Consider the following 22,106-nt stretch of genomic DNA (forward strand, 5'->3'; position numbering starts at 1 on the left):
CATAACTTGTTCAAAGCGAGTTACTTAATATATTGATATGATTGAATAAAATTAGTGGGATAAAGAAATCTTCCCAGTAAAGGAGGAAATAAGATGGATGAACGTGAGTTTAGAAATTGTATGGGGAAATTTGCGACAGGTGTAACTGTTGTAACATGTGGTACGAATGGAGAAAAGCACGGTTTTACTGCGAATTCATTTACGTCAGTTTCGCTTGATCCACCACTTGTGCTTGTTTCCGTTGGTCGTAATATAAAGGCTTTTGAAAACTTAAAAGATAATCACTTCACAGTCAATGTGTTAACAGCTGATCAAGAGAGTACAGCAATGCATTTCGCTGGAAGACCGCTTGAAGATTTACCGTTTGAATGGCAAAAAGGTGAAAACTGTCATCGTTTGAATAACTCACTTGCTTATGTGGAATGTGAACCTTGGGCGGCATATGATGGTGGGGATCATGTGTTATATGTAGGGAAAGTAGTAAACTTTGAATATAAAGATGGCGATGCTTTAGGATATTACAGTGGGAAGTTTTTACCGATTTCTGCTGAATAAAATATAAAACATTTAAGGTCTTTCCTTTGTTCACTACGAACGAGGAAGGCCTTTTTTATTTTTGGTGAAGTATGTAAGAATATTGTGATAAGGTTAATTATAAAGAAACTATAAAATAACCTTGGAAATTAATTTACCATGTTAGATTGAATATACGGGAGGAATTACTAATGCAATCTCGACTTTTACTAGTAGAAGATGATCCTGAAATTGCGCGCATCGTTTGTGATATGTTTCGCAGAGAAGGTTATGAAGTGACGTGGGCGACAACGGGTTTGGAAGGATGGGAAGACTTTCAAGAAAATTATTATGACCTTGCACTTGTAGACTTAATGCTACCTGAAATGGATGGTTTCACACTTTGCCAAAACATTCGTTGGAAAAGTGATATACCAATAATTATTATTAGCGCGCGAAAAGAAGACGAAGACAAAGTGGAAGGGCTTCATCTAGGTGCCGATGATTATTTGGCGAAACCATTTAGTCTAGTCGAACTGAAAGCGCGCGTTGAGTCACAACTTAGAAGGTGGCGGCGTTATAAAGGTGAAGCAGTTCGTGAAAACCAGATTATGTATACGAACGGCTTAGTCGTTTATTGGGATCAACATAAAATCGTCTTAAATGAAAATGAAGTGTCATTGACAGGAATGGAATTTGATTTGCTAAAAGTATTGGCGCAAAATCCTTCGCGTGTCTTTTCTAAAAGTGAGCTATATGAGCATGTATGGAATCAAGTTGACACGGAAGGCCTTCATACGGTCACTGTTCATATTAAGTCGTTACGTGGAAAGATAGCAGATCCGGTAAAAGAACCGTTATTTATTCAAACGGTGTGGGGAAAAGGATACCGCTTTATTGGTGAACAGTTATGAAGTTAAAAACATGGTTACTATCTTCTTATTTAATTGTTATGATTCTTCCTCTTTTAATTGCGTATTTGTTGTTTGCGTGGATTAACGATTATAACAAGAATCAAAAAGTAAAAGAGTTTTTTAGTACAACGATGGAAGTGAAAAAAATTCAATCTGTCTTGAAAGAACCAGCTTTGTATAAACCGAAAACGAATCATTCAGAAATCGATGAACTTGTCACGAAGAAGCATTCAATTATTCTTTATAATAAAGATGGATTCATTCTTTACGCTTCAAATCCGATATATAGTACCCAACATACGGTCAATCGGGAATTATTATATGAAGATTTGTATGCTTTAAAGCAAGGATTTCGGACACAACAATATAAACAACCCGTTTTTGATGGCAACCAACTTGTTGGGTTTTATCAAATTGAGATAGCTCGTGACGATTGGGTCAGTGGTGTTTCAGAAAAAATGAAATTAACAATCGGTATTTTCTTCGTGTTATTTATATTGATTTATATAGGTGCTATCCTCTTTGTCAATCAAAAAGTGAATCGAAGACTTATCGGCTTGAAAGATGAAATGACAGCTTTTGCAAGTGGAAAACTGGTAAAAGAAATGCCTACGAATCAAGATGAAATCGGGGAATTACAAAAACATTTTTATGATATGCAAAGGAAAGTAAATGAAGCGAAGAAAATAATTGAAGAAGAACAACAAGCGAAAGAATATATGATTGCGACCATTTCACATGATTTAAAAACGCCACTCACTTCGATTCGGGCTTATGCTGAATCACTGGAATTAAACACGAATTTATCTAATGAGGAACAAAGTGAATATCGACAAGTCATTGTTGAAAAATCAAACTTTATGAAACAAATGTTAGATGACCTTTTAACGTATACATTGCTTCAATCACCAACATATGAAATAAAATTGGTCGAAGTCGATGGGAATGAATTTTTCGAAATGCTAGTTTCGGATTATGAACCATTATGTGAGGAAAAGGGCATACAACTCCAGGTTTCATCTCGTGTGACTGGTTTTTATGAAGTGAATCCGAATCAAATGATGCGTATCGTGGACAATCTTATGAGTAACGCGATTCAACATACGAGCTTAGGTGGGCAAATATGGCTGGCCACGGAATCTGAAAAAGAAGTCAATTGGCTATTTGCTTTTGTTAAGCGAGCATACGTATTTAATTTTCAGGAAAATATGTATGTCATTGTTCAAAATGAAGGACAAGGAATTGCGACAGAGAAAATGGAACGAATTTTTGATCCACTTTACCAAGCCGACGAAGCAAGAAGTAAAAAAGACGCAAACGGAACAGGTTTGGGATTAAGTATTACAAGACAAATCATTGAAAAACATGGTGGCGATGTCCAATTCTTCTCAGAGGAAGACCTCGGAACATGCGTGATTTGTCGGATTCCTAAAAGCGAAGGGCGCATTGAATAGATTGAAAAATATTAAGGAGAAGGTGAGATTAATGAGTATAGTTAAGAAACCGATAGGTAGAATTTTAATAGTAGCAGCGGCAATGGGGTTATTTGGTTGTTCATTTCAGGATAATCAATATTCTCCGGAACAGGTGATTAATAATGCGATGAAAGAAACAGATGAACGCCTGTCGTATTATGGTGAGTCGTCGATGAAAATGGGCGGAGGCAATATAGAGGAAAAAGAAGAGATTAAGATTAAAGAGTGGCGAAGTGCAGATGGAAGAGTGCGAGTTGAAACATCAGGTGAAAAAGAAGAGGATAAAGCACTTTCAGTGAATGACGGGATGACCTTCACAATTTATCAAGAAAGTTTGAACCAAGCACTTGTAAGTGAAGATGGTGAATTACTAGCTACTATGGCCCCGTCACCAAAAGAGCAAGCGAATCAACTACTGAAAATGGTCGGAGATTCCCATAAAATTTCAATTGAAGGTGAAGTAAAAATAGCAGGCCGTGATACGTATCACCTTGTTGCAAAAGCAAATGAAAAAGGTACGTTATTAGGTGATCAAGAATTGTGGATAGATAAAGAAAATTGGTTTGTTTTAAAGATGATTTCAAGCTCTGGCGATAGTTATTCTGAAGTCGTTTATACACAAATAGACTTTAATCAGGAAATGACTGACGATATATTCGTTGTGGATCTTCCGAAAGATGTTGACATTCAAAACTTGGATGAATTAAATGAAACGATTGAAGTAACAATTGAAGAAGCAACAGAAAAAGTTGGTCACCCCCTTCTTTACTTTTTGGAAAAAGAGGATCGTGAAATTTCAAAGATTGAAACGGATGAATTAAAAGGAGAACTTGCTCGAGTTGAAGTGAATATAGAGTATGAGAAAGACGGATTGCCACTATTTACACTTTCGATGTTTAAAACACCTGTCGATTTGGAAGATGATACCCCAGGATTTCCGGGAGAAGAGATAGTTGAAATTCGTGGAACAGAAGGAACGATGATTAAGATGGAGAGCTTCCGTGCAATTTTTTGGAAAGAAGACGGATTAAGTTATTCACTCATTATTAATGATCCCGATTTGACTTTTGAACAAGTCGTTGACTGGACGATAAATATGGAGCTTGTTAAATAGTTATTCTGATAGCAGTCGTGTTTAAAGGTATAAAATATAATACAACTGCTTACGAGTTTTCAAGTGTCTGTGCATGACAATATTCTGAATTCAATGTTGCACGGCACCCGAAATGAAATAATAGGGGGAGTTTCATTGAATTCAATGATATTACAATTCATTTTTGTATGTGCAGTGCTTTATGGTCTTATTACATTCTTTATAGAGGTTACAAAGAAATCAAATATGAGTAAAAATCAGCTTGGACTGTCAATTGCTCTAATAGTTTCAGGTACAGCAGTATTTTCAACAACACAATTAGGCGTTTTGATTGGTAGTATTACTGCCGCAATTGGTGGCTTAATTTTAGGAGGGAGCGCTTCTTCTTTGGCAATAAAAAAATGGGGTGGATAGGTTATGTTCTAAAATGTTAAGGATTAGGGTGCATTAATTGAATAAACATATGTCCTTTTAACTTTGGTCTTTTTTGAGGGAATGAGGGGTGATATTGAAAAAGTACTGGTGTTTCTTTAACTTTCGTTATGCCTGAAAAGTAAGCATAAATTTGTTTAAGAAAATTGTGCAATACTTGAAGAAAGTGCCGCCGTTTTTCTTATTAAAGTACAGAAAATTTTTTTGGGTGCTGTGCACAGCACGATTATGACAATTCAATTTTCAAATAAAAATACAAAAGAATTCTAACCAAGAATTGATTTAGTTGGATTCGTATTTCAGTTTATGCAATTGTAGTGTCTGAATAGTTTAGTGCACAGGGATCCATTTTTTCTTTCATGAAATTCTTTCCATCCTTTATGGTATCATGGGATCTTTCGTTTGATTGTTGTATATGTGTTAAAATCAATTGTATGACAACTTGGCATAGTTAATATAGCAGTGGATAGTAAAATAAGGGGGAGATAAAACGATGAGATTTTTTTCAAAAAAGAAAGAAAAAGTAATAGAAGTATTTGATTTAATTGCTAACGTAGAGACATTGATGAAAGAGCTCGGAGTACCATCATGGTTGCAAACTGATTTGGTTGCAGTGTTAAATGCTAAGCAGAAAACAATGAGTAACGAGGAAATTCGAAGCTGGTTGGAACAGCTGGCAATGTCTGAGGGTTTTATAATTCCTGATGAATTTCAAGTAGAGAAAAATCTGGATTTGTGTTTTAACACTTATAAAGATTGGGTTGAAAGTGAAATCAATGTCTACGCTAAACTAACCTACGAAGACGTGGACACGCATTTGAAGAATCTACCTGCTTCCGTTCAAAGGATGAATCGCAAAGCGCAAAAAGCTTATTTAGCGGTCAGCACTTGTTTATTGAATACTTTTTCACAACTAGATTGATTGCTACCCTCAATATGTTAGGGACACGCAAAATTTTTCTGTAAAATTTAGTTTTCGAGTGCATATGCACGAAACTATTCTGAACTCAGTGTTGCACCTGAAATTGAAGGGAAAACCAAATTGGTATTTGATTTTATAAAAGATGACTACATTCTAATTTTAAAGAAAATATGTATTTTTGTTTATTTTTGCTGAGAATTTCAATAGCCATATCTATCTGAACCTTCTGTTTTTATTTGAAGATTTAAGTGTAAATTATAACTATGAGAGGAGTAAGAGCAATAGATTAGCATTTGATGAGAGTGGATTGCGGCATCATTATACTAGATCGTATTGGTGCTGTATAAAGAACTACATGTTTCATTTAAATTAATCTATTTTAATAAAAATATCTACAAATCAATTAATGTAAGCGCTAACCTTTCTGTAAATTATAATTTATAAAGCATTGACATTATTCTGAATTACTATTATTCTATGTATTACTTATAAGGAAACTTAATAGATTGATTAGGAGAATAAATCATGAGATTTGATTGTCTGCCTGCGGGGGATTGTGCTGTATTAGTAGTATTTGAACAGGAAATTTCTGAAGAAATAAATGAATATGTCATACGTTTGGCGGAATGTATTAAAAATTCAGATATTTATGGAGTAGAAGAGTTAGTTCCAGCCTTTGCATCTTTGATGGTCTATTATAATCCATTGCAAATTACATATAGTAAATTAATAAACTGTATCCATTCAATAGATATAACAGCAATCAGTCAGACTAAAGAGAAAATGATTATTCATGACATACCTGTTTTGTACGGAGGCGATTCTGGTCCCGACCTGCCTTTCGTCGCAGATTATCATAATCAAACTGAAGAAGAAGTAATCCGAATCCATACTGCAGAAGTATTTCGAGTTTATATGATCGGATTTGTTCCAGGATTCCCTTATTTGGGAGGATTAGATTCAAAAATACATACACCTCGATTGGATACACCAAGATTGCAAACCCCTGCAGGTTCAGTCGGCATTGCCGGGCAGCAGACAGGAATATATCCACTGAGTACACCAGGCGGTTGGAGAATAATAGGAAGAACGCCTGTATCACTCTTCAGACCCGAACAAATAGATCGTCCTGTGTTGATTTCTGCAGGAGATTCAATCCGTTTCATACCTATTACAGAAGAGCGTTATTCTCAATTGATGAATGAAAACACTCCGCAGAAAAAGGGAGGCGACTTAATAAAATGAAAAGCACGGCAGTACTGGAAGTGTTGAAACCAGGAATGCTTACAACGATCCAAGACCTTGGCCGTTCGGGCTATCAGCAATATGGAATTGTAGTGTCTGGCGCGATGGACAAGTATGCTATGCGAATGGCAAATCTATTAACAGGCAATGAAGAAGATGCAGCTGTTTTGGAAATTACACTGACAGGACCGAAGTTTACAATTCTAGAAGATTGCAAGATAGCCATAACAGGGGCGAATTTATCTCCTTCTGCCAACGGAAAACCGATTCCCTTATGGACAGAGATTAATTTGACCAAAGGAATGGTTTTGGAATTCGGACCTATTCTGGATGGATGTCGAACATATTTAGCAATTGACGGCGGATTCGAAGCGCCGCTTCTAATGGACAGTCGCTCTACTTATTTGCGTGCAGAAATCGGCGGTTTTAAAGGAAGGAAACTGCAAAAGGGCGATGTGCTGTATACATATGATTCTTCACAAGAAGAAAAGAAGTTTTATCGAAAGAGTTTGCACAGTGAGTTAATTCCAAAGTACTCCAAAGAAATTACACTTCGGGTCATCAGAGGACCTCAATGGAACGCTTTTACGCCAGACAGTCAAAAGAAGTTCTTATCAAGTAGCTATGAAATAACTGCTCACTCGGACCGTATGGGATATCGTTTACTGGGCGAGCGTTTGGAAACTAATCTTACAAAAGAACAAATTACCGACCCTATTCCAAACGGAGCTGTTCAAATACCAAGCAACGGCCAACCAATCCTTTTATTAGCAGACAGACAGACAACGGGCGGTTACCCAAAAATAGGTGTAGTTGTATCTGTCGATTTGTTCAAAATTGCACAGGGGAAACCCGGTGACCGTATATCTTTCTCAGCCATTGAAATAGAAGAAAGTCATCGCTTATTGGCACAACAAGAAAGCGTTTTCAATCTACTGTCAGCTGTTAATCGGTGAGCAATTTTAACACAACTTTAAGGAGGGTCGAGGTAGAGCTTATTAAAATGTAGTGCGAAAAATTATAAGGGGGAACAAAAGATGAAAAAACAAATGACATTTGCAGCATTGGTATTATCATTATTCTTAGTATTGGTGGCTTGTGGTAAAGACGACTCAAGTAGTGATGCAGGAAAAGACGCAGGAGGCTCGGCTGAGTCAGTTAGTTGGGTAGCAAACTCTGTATACCCTGATACTAACCATAATGGTGAAGGATTGAAGGAATTTGCTGAAAAACTTGATGAAGCAACAGACGGAAAAGTGAAATTAGAATTACAACTTGGCGGAGCTCTTGGGTATGAAGGACCTGAGCTTTTATCTGCTGTACGCGACAATGCAGTTCCTGTATCAGATATATTAACAAGTGGTGTGGCAGGCGATGAGCCTTTATTTGAAATCGTTACGCTACCATTCTTAGTACAAAGCTTTGAAGAAGGAAAAATCCTAAATGATATCGCACGTCCTTATTTTAATCAAATAGCTGAAGAAAAGTGGAATCAAAAAATACTTTATGTAGCACCTTGGCCGGCTGCAGGTTTTTGGACAAAGAACGAAGTAAAGTCTTTGGATGATATGAAAGGCTTGAAGATGCGTACATATGATAAGAACGGCGCATTGGTAGTAGAAGCTGCTGGTGGAACACCTCACCCACTACCGTTTAGTGAAGTATATTCTTCATTGTCAACTGGTGTAATTGACTCTGTATTGACTTCAACACCAACAGGGGTAGATGCAAAGTTCTGGGAAGTTCTTGATTACTACGTACCTGCTAACGTAACAATGGCAACAAATTTTGTCTCTGTTAACTTAGATGAGCTGAATAAGCTGGATAAAGAGACAAAGGAAAAAGTAATCCAAGCAGGTAAAGAAATGCAAGAAAGAATGTGGCAAATCGGTGCTGAACTGGATAAAGAAAAAGAAGCGGTAGTTAACGAAAATGGCATCACGACGCTTGAGCCAAGCCAGGAATTCAAGGATAGCTTAGCTAAAATTACTGAACACATCAGACAGGATTGGTTGGAAAGCGCACCGCCTGAAGCACAGGAAATTATAGAAAAATTCAATAAAGAAGTAGGACGTTAAGTCACTTCTTCTTATATGATAGAGAGCTCTTGGCGAAATATTCATGAGAATGCCAAGAGCTTTCTATTAAATTTTAATACTTCTATTAACTCAGAAAGGGGACAGACAGCATGAAAAGATTTATACGGATCATCGATGCAACCTCTCAATTCTTTGGGATTCTTGCCGGTATATTTGTAATGGCTGGCGTCGTTTTGGTAATGGGTGAGATTGTCATTCGGAACGTATTCAACGGTACACTCTATATTACGCAAGAATACACGGCGTATTTCATGGTAGCAATTACCTTTTTCGGTCTGGCTTACACACTTAAAGACAGGGGTCATATAAGACTCGAGTTTTTATACAGAGTGGTGAAGACAGGGAAATCACGGGCTATTTTGGAAATTTACGCTTTAACTGTCGGACTTATTTTGTTTATTATTATTACGTACACGACAACGAATTTCTTTTTGGATGCCGTTGCATCAGACAAACGTTCTATGCAAATTTCCAAAACGATGCTTGCCATCCCTCAATTTGCTATGCCCCTAGGTTCTTTGTTAATTTCACTTCAATTTATGGCTGAAATTGCAAAATGCATATTGCAGATTAAAACGAAGGACTACGGCGAGGAAGAGGAAGAAGAAATCGATATACTGGGACGTTAACTAACGCTCTTACGAAATGAAGGAGGACTAACCTTGAGTTTAGCTGTTGTAGCAATCACATTAATAGGCCTCTTAGTCCTATTCTTAGGAAGTACCATATGGGTGGGCGTTTCGCTGTTGCTTGTAGGAATTGGCGGTTTGGCATTATTTACCAGTAGCCCCCCAATGACCATTATGAACAATATACTTTGGAATAATACCAATAGTTCTACGATGCTTGCGTTGCCACTATTTATTTTAATGGGAGAAATTTTATTCCGCAGTAAAATCTCTGAGAACCTGTTCAAAGGATTAACGCCATGGATTAGCTTCTTGCCAGGTCGTTTAATTCACGTGAATATTGCAGCGAGTAGTTTATTTGCTGCAGTGAGTGGCTCTTCTGCTGCTACGACTGCGACAGTAGGTAAAATCACATTGCCTGAGTTATCTAAACGTAACTACGACCGTTCACTTAGTTTAGGGTCACTTGCTGGAGCTGGTACGCTTGGATTTCTGATTCCCCCTAGTATGATGATGATCGTATACGGGATTGTGGCAGATGTCAGTATCGGTAAGCTATTTATCGCAGGAATAGTGCCTGGAATTATCTTAGCTTCTGCATTGAGTGGCTATATCATTATCAGATGTTTAATCAATCCAAGTCTCGCACAGGGAGAGGAAAAGTATTCTTGGGGTTATCGGTTCAAGACATTACCTTTAATCTTGCCGGTAATTGTTCTCATTGCACTTGTTTTAGGAAGTATCTACTCTGGGTGGGCTACCCCAACTGAAGCCGCTTCTGTAGGTGTAGCAGGCTCTTTGTTTTTCGCCTTATTCTCACGTACCTTAACAATAAGTATTTTTAAGGATGTATTGCTCGCTACAGTGAAGACAAGTACGATGATCATGCTCATCGTTGCTGGCGCATCGTATCTGTCAGTCGTAGTTGGTTATTTGAACATGCCTGCCAAGCTGACTTTATTTATCTCAGAATTAGGATTGTCGAGTTATATGCTGATTATCATCTTAACCATCATGTATATTATTTTAGGTGCCTTACTGGACGGTTTCTCCATGATTGTGATGACGATGCCGCTGACGCTGCCTTTAATTATCGCTGCAGGTTTTGATCCATTATGGTTCGGTATTTATATGATCTTTATGATTGAAGTCGCACAGATTACACCACCAGTCGGATTTAACCTGTTTGTGATTAATGGGATGGTTGAAGAAGATATCTTAACGATTGCTAAATATGCGCTGCCTTCTTTCTTTATCATCTTGCTGATTGTGGCAGTTATAACGGTCTTTCCAGAGATTATTTTATGGCTTCCAAATAAAATGTAGGAGATGAAGACTGAATGATGAAAGTAGATTTAAATTCTGATATCGGAGAAAGTTTTGGGAATTTTAAAGTAGGAAATGATGAAGAGGTTCTGAAATATGTCACTTCCGTAAATATAGCCTGTGGTTTCCATGCGGGCGATCCGATTGTTATGCAGCATACAGTGAAAATGGCGCTGGAAAACGGTGTTGCCATTGGTGCGCATCCCGGATTTCCGGATCTATTAGGTTTTGGCCGCAGGCAGATGTTCATTACACCTGTTGAAGCTATGGCGTATGTGTTGTATCAAGTAAGTGCGTTAAATGGTTTTGTAAAAGCAGCCGGCGGAACATTGCAGCATGTTAAACCCCACGGCGCTCTTTACAATATGGCGGCGCTAGATTATGATTTGGCACGCGGTATTGCGGAAGGTGTATATGCGGTTAATCCGGATCTAATCCTTATGGGACTAGCAGGAGGAGAACTTATTAAAGCAGGAAAAGAAGTGGGTCTGCAGACGGCGAGTGAAGTGTTTGGCGATCGCAGGTATACAGCAGACGGCAAACTCATGGACCGAAGTATTGAAGGTTCTGTAATTCACGATAAGCGGGTCGTTGCCGATCAAATACTAGATATGGTTCTACACGGTAAAGTACACACAATGGAAGGCGAAGAAGTTCAAGTGCAAGCGGACAGCATTTGTGTCCACGGCGATAATTATGAGGCGGTGGAGTTGGTGAAGGAAATCAGAAGGTCACTGACCGACAAAGGTGTCGAGCTAAAGGCATTGCGCTGAAGTAAAGAGTCCAATATATAAAGACCATTTCAAAAGTGATGAACTTTTTGAAATGGTCTTTTTTGGGGTTCTTTCTCCAAAAAAATGGTTGTACAATAAATGACGTTAGTGAAAGAAGATTCCCCTTTACTCAACCACAGAAATACTTAAAAACGAGCGAATTTACAAATATAACTGTAATCTTTTGGACATTAACTATTAGTAAGTAATTATGAAATTGAAACTGGTTGTACTTTCAATTGCTTATGAAAGTACGTATGCGTCTTTTCAAGAACAAATGAATGGTCTGGAAGAATAGCGGACTTGTTTAGCATTAGCTGTATTTGATTGAAAAGACTAATGTATTTGTTTCGTTCTGTTTCAGTCATTATAAATTGTAATCCGAAAGAGTGAAGACCAGCATTCGTTGTACGATGGACAATTGTCCCATGAAAAAAATATGATTCTTGCAGTAAGTCCATTTCTATTTGGATAACAAAATCTGCATTTGTGGGCAACAGAATGTCAGAGACAAAGAGTAATCCACCTGCACTAATATTTTTAATAAGGACATTCGTTTTACTTACTTCAATTTTTTTCCCATTTAATTCTGAAATTGTCATTTGAGCTTCGAGTGGAAATGAAAAATCAAGTCTGAAATAGTCTCTTTTTTCTTTTTTGATTTCTGAATTGGTTACCTCTTGATGCCACTGACGTTCAAGCAATTTTTCAATATTTTCTGTCGTAACGGGCCGACTGAAAAGATAGCCTTGTAAATAGTCGCATTTATGGCTTATAAGTAAGCTTTTCTGTTCCTCCGTTTCAACTCCTTCCGCAACGACAGTCATGGAAAGATCTTTTGCTAGCTGCATAACTGAACTAATAATGCTTTCTGCACTCGTACTTGAAAGTAATTCCTTTGTAAATAGTCTATCTAATTTTAATTTATTCGGTTTAATTAATTGCAAATTCTTTAAAGAATTATAACCAGTTCCAAAATCATCTAGTGAGATATTAAATCCTAATTCTTTTAACTCATTTAGTTGTTGTAAACTGGTCTTATCTTCAAGTTTATAATTCTCTGTAATTTCAATGTCCACCCAATGCGGCTTAATATTTGTTTCTTCAATTATTTTATGAATATTTTCTATAAAATGAGGATTGACGAGTTGCTTCGGAGAGACATTTAGAGCACCTCTTACAAAAAGTCCGTTATTATGCCAACGAGCGAGATCTCTAAAGACGGTATTTAAAACCCATCCACCAATTGAATCCATCATTTCATACTGTTCAGCTAAGTAGATGAATTCATCTGGATAAACTAAACCATATGTAGGATGCTCCCAGCGAATTAATGCTTCCACACTTTCAATTAAAGATGATTTTGCATGATAAATAGGTTGATAATACATTTTTAATTGACCTCTCGTTAAAGCATGTTTCAAATCATTTTTTAAAGATAATAAACGGTTCATGGAATCTAAATCAGTTGATGAAGTGACTCTGTAATTCTCTATGCTTGCATTGCTTGATAAATAAAGTGCTGATTTGGAATTCATCATGAGCTCAATTGCTTCGTCTCCCATATTTGGAAAAACACTAATACCTATTTTAGGAGAGAGTTGAATTTTGTATTCTTGGAATGAAATGGGTTTGTTTAAGAAAGAAATGATATTCTCGGAAAGCTTAATAATGGAGGAAGAACCCTCTAAATTTTTCGTTAAGATGAAAAAACCATTATCACTCACTTTTGCGATGAATTCGATATTTCTGCTAAACGTATTTTTTAAATCCGTGATCGCTTTTTTTACGAATTTGTCACCAAGATGATGATCAATCATATGATTCAAAAACTCAAAGCCCTCTATATTAAGAAAAAGGACGGCAAACTTTTTATCAAAGGTAATGGCTAATTTTATTTCTAAGTTTACTCTTTCTTCAAAAGCTTTTCTGTTAGGAAGTCCTGTAAATTCATCATGGTTCGACAAGTATAATATTTTAGATTGCGACTTTTTATGTTCACTAATATCTCGACATGTATACAATATTCCGTTGACATCTTCGTTGTGGATTAAATTTGTAAAGGTTACTTCATAATCATTCCATACACCTGATTTGTCTTTAAATAAAATTTCAGTGGTAATTGGACTAGCTGGTTTCCGAATTAAATCTTTAAGCACTTTTTCAAAATAAGTTTTATTATCTGGGTGAATAAAATTTGTGAAATCTTTATTTACAACATCTTCTAGTTCATAACCTAGTAAATGAAGAGTTGAGTAACTTTCGTAAATGATCAATCCATCTTGGTTAACAATGCCTATTATTTCTTGTGAATTGTTAGGAAATTTATGTAGATTATTAAAAGAAATCATTGGTGTTTTTTCATTATGAACAACTTGTTTGAGTATGCAGAAAATACCTTCTACTATTTGTTTGTTGGAAATTATCGGAAACATAGAGAAAGTGATATGAAGGATTTCTTTGTAAACTAAATTGCAGTTTTCAGCAATCTCAATATTTCCGTTTAATACGGATTGAAAAAGACTTTCAAATCGTTCTAAATCATCCGTGTGTAAAAAATCCACATAGGTTTTACCGATAAGTGATTCATAGTGCCATGATGGGGCTGCTTTAATTTCTCCTTTAACTTTCATGACTTCACCACTTCGGTTAATTTCAAGGATGAGAGAGTCTGTAGGTGTATCTGCTAACATTTCAATTAAACTAACAGTATTCGATAAATAACTAGATTTATTTTTTTTCATGAATTTAGAGAACATGACATTAGAACCACCCTTCGTATGATTTATGAACACCTTTTAGCCTACTAAGTTATTAGTTAAATAGTATATTAGATTTTATTGAAAAGCAAGTTTATTTTTTAATAATAGTTATATATTAGAAAAATAGTTTTTTCCTTCATATTAATGACTGTTATATTATAACAAATAAAACCTTAGAAAATTATTTGACTAAAGAGGATATTGAATAAATGGTTTAGTATTAAATTCTATTTATCGTCAACTTATTGAGCTATTTGGATGGGCGGTGGAGTATATAAATAAAAGTCGACCCAATCAGGCCGACTTTTTGTGTGCATTTATTTCGCTTTCGCCTGGCGGGGCCAGAAGAAATAAGTGATGGAAATGATAAAGTCTATGCCAAGAATAATTGACCAAAATTTTAGCGTTGCGGATAGTTCGACAGTTCTTGAAGAATCGTCGATGAAATAAATCATAAGTAAGAGTAGGGCAGCACCAATGATATAGGAAAGTAAATGCTGTAAAGAGCCCTTCATTGAATGACGAGCGTAATCCCATCCCGTTTTCCGAACAGGTTTAGGGCCTTCCCTTTTTAGATAGTAAAGAAATCGTTCATCAGCCCAGCGAATCATACTTTTCCCGAATACGATTGATATTCCGATATACACTGCCGCAATAGAATGTGCTACTGTAGCGGTCGCACCGTTATAAAGATCTGCACCAGTAACGATAAGAAGGATTAAGTCGACAACAGGTGTTAATGCAAGAAAGAAAAAACCGAGTTTTTCTTTGTTAAATAAATAGCGCGTAATGAGTCCAAGAGCAATCACGACCCAAAATCCTATTTCACAGGCAACAATTGTCCAAGCAATGAAATTCATAGTCACACTCCTTTTTAATACAATTGTATTACTTATTTCATCGTATCACGAATAGTTAAATTAATACAACTGTATTATTTAATTGCCAATAGGTCTTTTTCTGCTAAACTTAGCGTATGCCTAAAATTGTAAAACATGAAGAAAGACGAAAGTGCATTGCAGAGGCGATGTGGCGAATCATTTTGGATAAAGGGATGGAAGGGGCGACTGTACGAAATATTGCGGAAGAAGCGGGGCTTTCCCTTGGAGCGCTCCGTTACTATTTTAAAACCCAAGATGATTTGCTCGTCTATGCGATGACGCTTGTTCAAGAAAGAGCAACGTTCCGAATTGAAACTGTTATTAAGAGAGATTTACCACCGAAGGAAATGGTGATTGCCGTCCTTCTTGAGATTGTGCCGGTAAATGAGGAAACGCTTGCTGAAATGGAAGTGTGGTTTGCATTTATCGCATATGTGAAGCATCGAAAAGATTCGCTAGATGTGCCTGATGATGGTGTTTACGAAGTAGTTAGTAAAATTCTTGATTATTTGAAGATAAGTGGTTTATTGAAAGTAGAGCTCGACATGGAGCTTGAGGCAGAACGGCTTTATGCGCTAGTGAATGGAATCGCCATGCATACATTACTAGAACCTGAACGCGTCGATAGTGAACGTGTTATAAAAACAATAAAGTATCATATGGATTCAATTTGTATCGAATAATACACTTATCATTTCTGCATTATTTGTGGAGATGATAAGTGTTTTTTTATAAAATTATAAAGAAACAATAAAGTTAGATATGTTATTGTTCTTCCGTGATAAATTTAAGGAGTAGGGAAAATAGGGTTATATTTATTTTCTAAAGAAATTAGTAGGGCATTTTAGAATAGGGAATAATGTATATTGAAGAAAGAGGTTAAAGTGAAAGGTGATTTTGTGGGAATGTCGAATTGTTGTAGTGAGCATCAACTAGATAACTAACTTATGAAAGAGGAGAGCATACATGGAAGTCATTCTAGCAAGTCTTTTTTCAGCTATTATTATATTTATTACAGTTTTTTCGTTGATTAAAGTTTATGTAATTGCACGTAATAGAGAAGAAATATCATCACGCAAATGTATAGTTTTAGTAACGTCATCAATTATGATTGGTTTAATCTTTGCATCTATTCTTCCCTTTGGTTATCAAAAACTATTTGAATTAATGTTTACTTAGAAAGGGGCATTTTTGTGAGAAAGCAACCAGAGAACAGGATTTCAGAAAAAGGGCTACGTGTCTGGAGACTATATGGAATTATGCAAACAGTTTTAGTATTAATAGTAGCGATAGGTGCTGGAATATTAACTTGTATATATGATTGGCCATGGTGGGTTTATTTAGCTTCAGCTGTCGTTGTACTCCTTTATGCGTACTTATTTATCTTTTTATTTCCTAAAATTAAGTGGCTACGCTGGCGCTATGAAGTGCGTGAATCAGAAATAGAATTACAACATGGATTATTCATCGTTAAACGGACGTTAATCCCTATGGTACGTGTTCAACACGTAGATACATCGCAAGGGCCGATTTTAAGGAAGTATAATTTAGCGGGAATCACTGTATCTACAGCTGCAACGAATCATGAAATTCCCGTACTCATTCTAGAAGAAGCAGATGAGTTAAGAAATAGAATTTCTTCGCTAGCAAGGGTGGCGGAAGATGATGTCTGAACAACGTTATAAATTACACTGGATCACGATGATTGTCGATGCAGTGGATACAATAAAAATCTTGATCTTCCCATTAATTATAGGCGTTTTTGCAAGTACAAGGAGCCTAAAAGAAGTAGGTGTCGGATTATGGTATTTTGAAAACTTGAATACCATATTAATCGGCGTAGGTATTTTTCTTTTAATTGTTAGTAGTGTTATCAAGTGGAGACGTTTTGAATACTGGTTTGAAGAGGAAGAGCTACGTATTGAGTCAGGATTATTTGTCAAAAAGAAAAGGTATATTCCATTTGATCGTATTCAAAGCCTTGATTATACTGAGGGGATTTTCCATCGACCTTTTAAATTGGTGAAAGTAAATGTGGAAACAGCTGGTGGAGCTTCTTCATTAAATGGGGAGGCGGAATTGACTGCGATTTCAAAGGATGCTGCGAAACTTCTCGATGCGGAATTATTGGAAGCAAAGAAGCGGAAGCATGCTACATTTGATGAAGCGAAAGATGTTTCGGAGATATCTAAGGAATTATTGACACCTGACGTGAAACCGATTTTCAAGATGACAACTAAAGACTTATTCATTATGGCGACTACATCAGGTGGTATAGGTCTAATCCTTTCAGGGGCAGTGGCATTCTCATCGCAGTTTGCTGAGTTCATTCCATTTGATTCGATGTATGCTGAGGTGTCAGGATTTATCAAATATGGTGGTCTCATCATTGCAATTGCTGTTTTTCTTGGATTTCTCGTTGTTTGGGGAATTTCTGTTGCGATGACCTACTTAGCTTACTTTGGGTTTTCAGTATTTTTAAATAATAAAGATATTGTGATTACGCGGGGATTTATTGAAAAGAAGAGGGCGACTGTGCCGTTAAATCGTGTGCAATGTGTACGTATTGTAGAAAATCCTTTCAGACAACTATTTGGCTATGCGACTGTTGTGATTGATAATGCGGGTGGTGGTCAAGGAGAAGGTGGGACAATTAATTTATTCCCTTTGATTAAAAAGTCAACGATTAATGGTCCTTTGAAGGAAATTTTCCCTGAATTAATTCTTGAGTTGCCGACTAACAAACTCCCTAAACGTGGCAAACTTTATTATTATCGCATTCACTTTATTTGGATGCTTCCTATTATTGGTTCACTATCATACTTTTTCAATCCATATGGTTTATTTTCAATACTCATTATTCCTGTTATCGTTCTCATTGGCTTATGGCGACATCATTCCGCGGCTTATGGGATGTTTGGTAATCAACTTACGATGCAGTTTAGAAGATTTAGTTTAAATACGGCTTATTTAATGAAAAACAGAATTCAGTCAATTGAAATCAAGCAAAATTATTTTCATCGAAAAAAAGATGTCGCGACAGTATCTGCACGTGTTAAATCAGGAATGGGTAAGTTTAATGCCCAAGTTAGGTATATGGATGAATCCGATGCAGAGCGTTTATTGGCATGGTATGAACCAGAAAAATGTTAATAGTTTAATCAGGAAGACACACTAATTCGATGTAGATATTACAATATATCTACTCAAATTTTGTGTCTTTTATTTTGGTAAATACTTATGTATAATAATCCTTTTGGGGCTTATGAAATGCATTAATTTTAGATAAAAAGATTATTAAATTCCTATAATAATAAGAAGATATTAGACCTATATTATTTCTTTTAGTATTAGAGTATTCTAAGGAGTCAACAGAAAAAAGTATGAAAAGACTATGTTTATTATACGATAAAAAGAGGGAATACATTACTAAAAGTTGAATGTCCAGTATAGAAAAGGAGAGGAGAAGTTTACAGATGGATAACTTTGAATTAGTTGGAGAAAAGATAGTTCTTCGAGCTATGGTAGAGAGTGATTACGTTTCATTGTTTGAAGTTGCAGGGGAGGAAGGAATCTGGGAACATTTAAAAGACCGGATTGAAACCTTGGAAGATGCAGAAAAGTACGTACAAGAAGCTTTGGCATTGAAAATGGCTGGAAGTGCATATCCATTTGTCATTGTACATCGTTCAACAAATAAAGTAATTGGTTCAACTCGTTTTTTTATGATTGAGCTTTCACATAAAAGATTGGAAATTGGCTCGACTTGGTTAGAAAAAGAATATCGGGGAACTGGAATAAATACAGAAAGCAAGTATTTATTGCTGAAGTATTGCTTTGAAGAGATGAAATTTCAGCGTGCTGAAATAAGAACAGGACATGAAAACTATCGCTCTCAAAAAGCAATTGAACGCTTAGGCGCTGTAAAAGAAGGCATATTGCGAAATCATACAATTCGACCAAATGGTAAACTTCGTCACACGATTATGTATAGCATTATTTCGGATGATTGGCCGGAAACGAAACTGTATTTGGAACAGCAAATATATCCTTCATTAATGGGGGATGAGGCGCCAACTCCAAGTATTTGATTGATTACTAAGGAGTCTCACCAAACACCCACAGGAAAACGTCCGTCAAAGCGGGATTTCGAAAGTACCGAAACCCTATTTTTAGCGAAAATCAACATCTTTCATTAACTGAATAACAAAAAAAGGGTGATGTATAATTCACATCACCCCAATAGATTTAAAGCTCTTTTTCAATTAACCCTGATTCCTCTAAAAACTCTTTCGCGACAACCTCAACCATCATGCCGTCATTATCGACTTTACCATTCATAATTTGCATCGTTTCCTCATTAATCATGCCATCTAACTGATAAAGCACATCCTCGAGCTCAGGATATTCTTCAAGTGTTTCTTTTCTAACGAGTGGAAGTGCATGATAAGGTGGGAAGAATGATTTATCGTCTTCCAACACACGTAAATCGTACACTTGAAGTTGACCATCTGTCGTGTAAGAGTTTATGACATCAACTTCACCCGCATTTATTGAACGATACATCATCCCGTGATCCATTCCCTTAACGTCTTTAAAAGCAAGATTATACTCTTTTTCAAAACCAGGTAGTCCATCAGGTCGATCAATAAATTCAAAAACCGCACCTAAAGTAAAATCTTTTGAGTGGGCAGCGAAATCACTAAATGTGACAACACCTAATTCTTCTGCTTTAGATTCATCAAGTGCAAGTGTATACGTATTATTAAAGCCAAACGTGTTAAAAGCGACAATGTCGTCACCCGCAACAAGTCGTCTTGTCATTTCCAACGTTTCTTCAGCTGTACCTGGCTCTTCATGATAATAAGTTACGACAATTGTTCCAGTATAGTCAGGAATTACGTCAATATGACCATTCGTCATTGCGTTCCAGACAACAGAGGAACCACCGAGGTTTTCTTTATAAAGTACTTCAATATCCGTTTTGTTTTCAATTAATTGACCCATTATATGTGACAAAATAATACTCTCAGTATTGTTCCGAGAACCAAGTCTCAATGAATCTTTCTCAATAAATATACAGCCTGATAATGTGCCGACAACCATAATTGTCAGCAAGAATAAAGTAATTCTTTTCTTCATCCTCATACTTATCGCAACCCTTTCGGAGTCGTCCAGCGCTCAACTGCACTAAAGAATGTTTCAAGAATTATCGCAAGAATAGTAGCAGGGATTGCACCTAGTAAAATTAATCCATCAATGCCTCGAGTGATACCAAGGAAGATGAAATCACCAAGTCCACCGGCACCAATAAATGCTGCGAGTGTGGCGTTACCGACGTTTATAACAGCGGCTGTACGAATACCGGCCATGATAACTGGAATTGCCAGGGGAAGTTCGACTTTAAATAAAATTTGCATACTCGTCATACCCATACCTCGAGCAGCTTCAATTGTTGCAGCATCTACGTCTTTAATACCTGTATAGGTGTTTCGCATAATTGGGAGCAACGAATAAAGAAATAGTGCAGCAATTGCTGTTTTTACACCAATACCAAAAATAGGAATCATAAAACCGAGGAGTGCTAAACTTGGTATCGTCTGTAAGACACCTGTTCCACCAAGTATAATTGTTCTGAGCTTGGGTACACGGGTTACGAGAATTCCGAGTGCTACTGCTAAAACAGTAGCGATAATCATAGAGAAAAATACTAGTTGAATATGAATTGAAGTGGCTTCGAGAACTTCCCTCCACCGTAATTGTGATTGTTCAATAAGTTGTTGCCATATATTTAAATCATTCATTTAGATCTTCCTCCGTTTCCGTCCATTGACTAGACATAGCGGAGAGCAATGAACCTCGTGTTACGAGTCCGATGATTCTATGCTTTTTATCGACAATTGGAATCATGCCGAAATCTGAATCATCCATCATTATAATTGCATCTTTTGCCGTAGCTGAATCAAGTAAGAAAGGTTCAGCTGGATGCATAATCTCAGCAACTGTTTTAATCTTATCTAGTTTTTTTATGAGGTCATAAGCTGATACCATTCCAAGTAGTTTTTTGTCTTCATCTGCGATAACAAGATTTGTTATTTTTCGTTGGCGGATAAGCGAAATTGCTGTTTCCGGAGACCGTTGCGGCAGAGAAGTAACAATAGATTCTGACATGATTTCAGTTACTGGCATAAGTCCAGGGTTTTGAATAATACGATGCTTTCCAATAAACTCTTCTACAAAGCCGTGAGCAGGTTCATGTAGTAATTTTTCAGGGGTATCTATTTGAAGGAGATGGCCATCTTTCATAATTGCAATACGATCACCCATTTTTAACGCTTCATCCATATCATGTGTAACGAATACAATCGTCTTTTTTAGTTTTTTGTGAAGCGCGATGAGTTCACCTTGCAACTGATCTCGTGTGATTGGATCGAGTGCGCTGAATGGTTCATCCATTAAAATTACGTCTGGATTAGCCGCTAATGCTCTTGCGATTCCGACGCGCTGCTGTTGTCCACCTGATAATTCTTTAGGATAACGTGTGGCATAAATCCCAGGGTCTAGTCCGACCAATTCAAGCAATTCTTTTACGCGAGATTTAATATCTTGTTCTTTCCAACCTTTAAGTTGGGGGACAATGGAGATGTTTTTTTCGATGGTATAGTGTGGGAAGAGACCAATTTGTTGGATGACATAGCCGATATTTCTGCGGAGTTCAGCGGCGTTGTAGCTTTTGATATCTTTACCATTAATAGAAATTGTTCCGGTTGTGTGTGGAATAACGCGGTTCACCATTTTCATCGTTGTTGATTTACCAGAACCACTAGGACCTATTAGGACAAGTAGTTCACCTTCTTCGATTTCAAAACTTACGGAATCTACTGCTTTAAATCCACCTTCATATACTTTAGATACGTTTTCAAACTTTAGCATAAGGACCTCCTGTAGTTATTTTAAAAAGTGCTTTACTTATCAAGCATAACATAAAGCAGCAGTCTTTGTAGAAAGGCATGTAGTTTAAAGGTACTATAGTATATATATG

Annotated in this window: 22 protein-coding genes; 17 read left to right on the top strand and 5 right to left on the bottom strand. The window is 36.6% G+C overall.

The window, feature by feature from the left end; translation table 11 throughout:
• Nucleotides 1–93: 93 nt before the first annotated feature.
• From AC3RV6_RS01190 to AC3RV6_RS01245, 12 genes are all read left to right on the top strand, one after another.
• Nucleotides 94–555, top strand: a complete 462-nt coding sequence (locus AC3RV6_RS01190) for a flavin reductase family protein (RefSeq protein WP_489747660.1) — start codon at nt 94–96, stop codon at nt 553–555.
• 170 nt (nt 556–725) lie between these two features.
• Entirely contained in the window at nt 726–1,427 is a 702-nt protein-coding gene (locus AC3RV6_RS01195) for a response regulator transcription factor (RefSeq protein ID WP_489747661.1), read from the top strand.
• On the top strand, nt 1,424–2,881 hold the full coding sequence (locus tag AC3RV6_RS01200) for a sensor histidine kinase (protein WP_489747662.1): 1,458 nt from the start codon (nt 1,424–1,426) through the stop codon (nt 2,879–2,881). The genes AC3RV6_RS01195 and AC3RV6_RS01200 overlap by 4 nt, the downstream gene beginning before the upstream one ends.
• A 31-nt stretch (nt 2,882–2,912) precedes the next feature.
• The gene (locus tag AC3RV6_RS01205; RefSeq protein ID WP_489747663.1) at nt 2,913–4,016 is read left to right on the top strand and encodes a LolA family protein; all 1,104 of its coding nucleotides are present in this window, start codon (nt 2,913–2,915) and stop codon (nt 4,014–4,016) included.
• A 135-nt stretch (nt 4,017–4,151) separates the two neighbouring features.
• Entirely contained in the window at nt 4,152–4,409 is a 258-nt protein-coding gene (locus AC3RV6_RS01210) for a hypothetical protein (protein WP_489747664.1), read from the top strand.
• A gap of 511 nt (nt 4,410–4,920) precedes the next feature.
• Entirely contained in the window at nt 4,921–5,349 is a 429-nt protein-coding gene (locus AC3RV6_RS01215; RefSeq protein ID WP_489747665.1) for a hypothetical protein, read from the top strand.
• A gap of 525 nt (nt 5,350–5,874) precedes the next feature.
• Nucleotides 5,875–6,594: a 5-oxoprolinase subunit PxpB gene (gene pxpB / locus AC3RV6_RS01220; RefSeq protein WP_489747666.1), complete on the top strand. Its 720-nt coding sequence runs from the start codon at nt 5,875–5,877 to the stop codon at nt 6,592–6,594.
• Nucleotides 6,591–7,550, top strand: coding sequence for a 5-oxoprolinase subunit C family protein (locus tag AC3RV6_RS01225; protein WP_489747667.1), 960 nt, complete (start codon nt 6,591–6,593; stop codon nt 7,548–7,550). Before pxpB ends, AC3RV6_RS01225 begins: the two co-directional genes overlap by 4 nt.
• Nucleotides 7,551–7,631: 81 nt before the next feature.
• A complete protein-coding gene (locus AC3RV6_RS01230; RefSeq protein ID WP_489747668.1) occupies nt 7,632–8,672 on the top strand; it encodes a TRAP transporter substrate-binding protein in 1,041 nt (346 codons plus the stop codon).
• Between the two features lie 110 nt (nt 8,673–8,782).
• Nucleotides 8,783–9,322, top strand: a complete 540-nt coding sequence (locus AC3RV6_RS01235; RefSeq protein WP_489747669.1) for a TRAP transporter small permease subunit — start codon at nt 8,783–8,785, stop codon at nt 9,320–9,322.
• Nucleotides 9,323–9,355: 33 nt separating this feature from the next.
• A complete protein-coding gene (locus AC3RV6_RS01240; RefSeq protein WP_489747670.1) occupies nt 9,356–10,648 on the top strand; it encodes a TRAP transporter large permease in 1,293 nt (430 codons plus the stop codon).
• 14 nt (nt 10,649–10,662) lie between these two features.
• Nucleotides 10,663–11,421, top strand: coding sequence for a LamB/YcsF family protein (locus AC3RV6_RS01245; RefSeq protein ID WP_489747671.1), 759 nt, complete (start codon nt 10,663–10,665; stop codon nt 11,419–11,421).
• 209 nt (nt 11,422–11,630) lie between these two features.
• On the opposite strand, the gene AC3RV6_RS01250 is transcribed toward AC3RV6_RS01245, so the two are convergent.
• Both AC3RV6_RS01250 and AC3RV6_RS01255 read right to left on the bottom strand, forming a co-directional pair.
• Nucleotides 11,631–14,216 carry an EAL domain-containing protein gene (locus tag AC3RV6_RS01250; protein WP_489747672.1) on the bottom strand — a complete coding sequence of 862 codons (2,586 nt, stop codon included), beginning with the start codon at nt 14,214–14,216 and terminating at the stop codon, nt 11,631–11,633.
• A gap of 284 nt (nt 14,217–14,500) precedes the next feature.
• The gene (locus AC3RV6_RS01255) at nt 14,501–15,043 is read right to left on the bottom strand and encodes a hypothetical protein (RefSeq protein WP_489747673.1); all 543 of its coding nucleotides are present in this window, start codon (nt 15,041–15,043) and stop codon (nt 14,501–14,503) included.
• Nucleotides 15,044–15,159: 116 nt separating this feature from the next.
• Between AC3RV6_RS01255 and AC3RV6_RS01260 the strand changes: the two genes are divergently transcribed.
• The 5 genes from AC3RV6_RS01260 to AC3RV6_RS01280 all read left to right on the top strand — a co-directional run bounded on the left by AC3RV6_RS01260 (nt 15,160) and on the right by AC3RV6_RS01280 (nt 19,155).
• Nucleotides 15,160–15,747 carry a TetR/AcrR family transcriptional regulator gene (locus AC3RV6_RS01260; RefSeq protein WP_489747674.1) on the top strand — a complete coding sequence of 196 codons (588 nt, stop codon included), beginning with the start codon at nt 15,160–15,162 and terminating at the stop codon, nt 15,745–15,747.
• 283 nt (nt 15,748–16,030) lie between these two features.
• Nucleotides 16,031–16,243 carry a hypothetical protein gene (locus AC3RV6_RS01265; RefSeq protein WP_489747675.1) on the top strand — a complete coding sequence of 71 codons (213 nt, stop codon included), beginning with the start codon at nt 16,031–16,033 and terminating at the stop codon, nt 16,241–16,243.
• 14 nt (nt 16,244–16,257) lie between these two features.
• Nucleotides 16,258–16,737, top strand: coding sequence for a PH domain-containing protein (locus tag AC3RV6_RS01270; protein ID WP_489747676.1), 480 nt, complete (start codon nt 16,258–16,260; stop codon nt 16,735–16,737).
• Complete coding sequence (locus tag AC3RV6_RS01275; protein WP_489747677.1) at nt 16,727–18,217, top strand: PH domain-containing protein; 1,491 nt, start codon at nt 16,727–16,729, stop codon at nt 18,215–18,217. The genes AC3RV6_RS01270 and AC3RV6_RS01275 overlap by 11 nt, the downstream gene beginning before the upstream one ends.
• A 323-nt stretch (nt 18,218–18,540) precedes the next feature.
• Nucleotides 18,541–19,155 (top strand): GNAT family N-acetyltransferase, encoded by a 615-nt coding sequence (locus tag AC3RV6_RS01280; RefSeq protein ID WP_489747678.1) that lies wholly within the window; start codon nt 18,541–18,543, stop codon nt 19,153–19,155.
• A 157-nt stretch (nt 19,156–19,312) separates the two neighbouring features.
• On the opposite strand, the gene AC3RV6_RS01285 is transcribed toward AC3RV6_RS01280, so the two are convergent.
• The 3 genes from AC3RV6_RS01285 to AC3RV6_RS01295 are packed head-to-tail and all read right to left on the bottom strand — an operon-like array spanning nt 19,313 to nt 21,997.
• A complete protein-coding gene (locus AC3RV6_RS01285; RefSeq protein WP_489747679.1) occupies nt 19,313–20,212 on the bottom strand; it encodes a glycine betaine ABC transporter substrate-binding protein in 900 nt (299 codons plus the stop codon).
• 2 nt (nt 20,213–20,214) lie between these two features.
• Complete coding sequence (locus AC3RV6_RS01290; RefSeq protein ID WP_489747680.1) at nt 20,215–20,868, bottom strand: ABC transporter permease; 654 nt, start codon at nt 20,866–20,868, stop codon at nt 20,215–20,217.
• Nucleotides 20,861–21,997: a betaine/proline/choline family ABC transporter ATP-binding protein gene (locus tag AC3RV6_RS01295; protein ID WP_489747681.1), complete on the bottom strand. Its 1,137-nt coding sequence runs from the start codon at nt 21,995–21,997 to the stop codon at nt 20,861–20,863. Before AC3RV6_RS01295 ends, AC3RV6_RS01290 begins: the two co-directional genes overlap by 8 nt.
• Between the last annotated feature and the right edge of the window lie 109 nt (nt 21,998–22,106).

Source organism: Sporosarcina sp. So3-204 (genome assembly GCF_058068165.1).

Coding starts and splice junctions, on each gene's coding strand:
- pxpB (WP_489747666.1), top strand. CDS start 5,875: ATGAGATTTGATTGTCTGCCTGCGGGGGATTGTGCTGTATTAGTAGTA.
- AC3RV6_RS01255 (WP_489747673.1), bottom strand. CDS start 15,043: ATGAATTTCATTGCTTGGACAATTGTTGCCTGTGAAATAGGATTTTGG.
- AC3RV6_RS01275 (WP_489747677.1), top strand. CDS start 16,727: ATGATGTCTGAACAACGTTATAAATTACACTGGATCACGATGATTGTC.
- AC3RV6_RS01285 (WP_489747679.1), bottom strand. CDS start 20,212: ATGAGGATGAAGAAAAGAATTACTTTATTCTTGCTGACAATTATGGTT.
- AC3RV6_RS01245 (WP_489747671.1), top strand. CDS start 10,663: ATGATGAAAGTAGATTTAAATTCTGATATCGGAGAAAGTTTTGGGAAT.
- AC3RV6_RS01205 (WP_489747663.1), top strand. CDS start 2,913: ATGAGTATAGTTAAGAAACCGATAGGTAGAATTTTAATAGTAGCAGCG.
- AC3RV6_RS01235 (WP_489747669.1), top strand. CDS start 8,783: ATGAAAAGATTTATACGGATCATCGATGCAACCTCTCAATTCTTTGGG.
- AC3RV6_RS01265 (WP_489747675.1), top strand. CDS start 16,031: ATGGAAGTCATTCTAGCAAGTCTTTTTTCAGCTATTATTATATTTATT.
- AC3RV6_RS01225 (WP_489747667.1), top strand. CDS start 6,591: ATGAAAAGCACGGCAGTACTGGAAGTGTTGAAACCAGGAATGCTTACA.
- AC3RV6_RS01230 (WP_489747668.1), top strand. CDS start 7,632: ATGAAAAAACAAATGACATTTGCAGCATTGGTATTATCATTATTCTTA.
- AC3RV6_RS01260 (WP_489747674.1), top strand. CDS start 15,160: ATGCCTAAAATTGTAAAACATGAAGAAAGACGAAAGTGCATTGCAGAG.
- AC3RV6_RS01190 (WP_489747660.1), top strand. CDS start 94: ATGGATGAACGTGAGTTTAGAAATTGTATGGGGAAATTTGCGACAGGT.
- AC3RV6_RS01290 (WP_489747680.1), bottom strand. CDS start 20,868: ATGAATGATTTAAATATATGGCAACAACTTATTGAACAATCACAATTA.
- AC3RV6_RS01215 (WP_489747665.1), top strand. CDS start 4,921: ATGAGATTTTTTTCAAAAAAGAAAGAAAAAGTAATAGAAGTATTTGAT.
- AC3RV6_RS01200 (WP_489747662.1), top strand. CDS start 1,424: ATGAAGTTAAAAACATGGTTACTATCTTCTTATTTAATTGTTATGATT.
- AC3RV6_RS01295 (WP_489747681.1), bottom strand. CDS start 21,997: ATGCTAAAGTTTGAAAACGTATCTAAAGTATATGAAGGTGGATTTAAA.
- AC3RV6_RS01280 (WP_489747678.1), top strand. CDS start 18,541: ATGGATAACTTTGAATTAGTTGGAGAAAAGATAGTTCTTCGAGCTATG.
- AC3RV6_RS01195 (WP_489747661.1), top strand. CDS start 726: ATGCAATCTCGACTTTTACTAGTAGAAGATGATCCTGAAATTGCGCGC.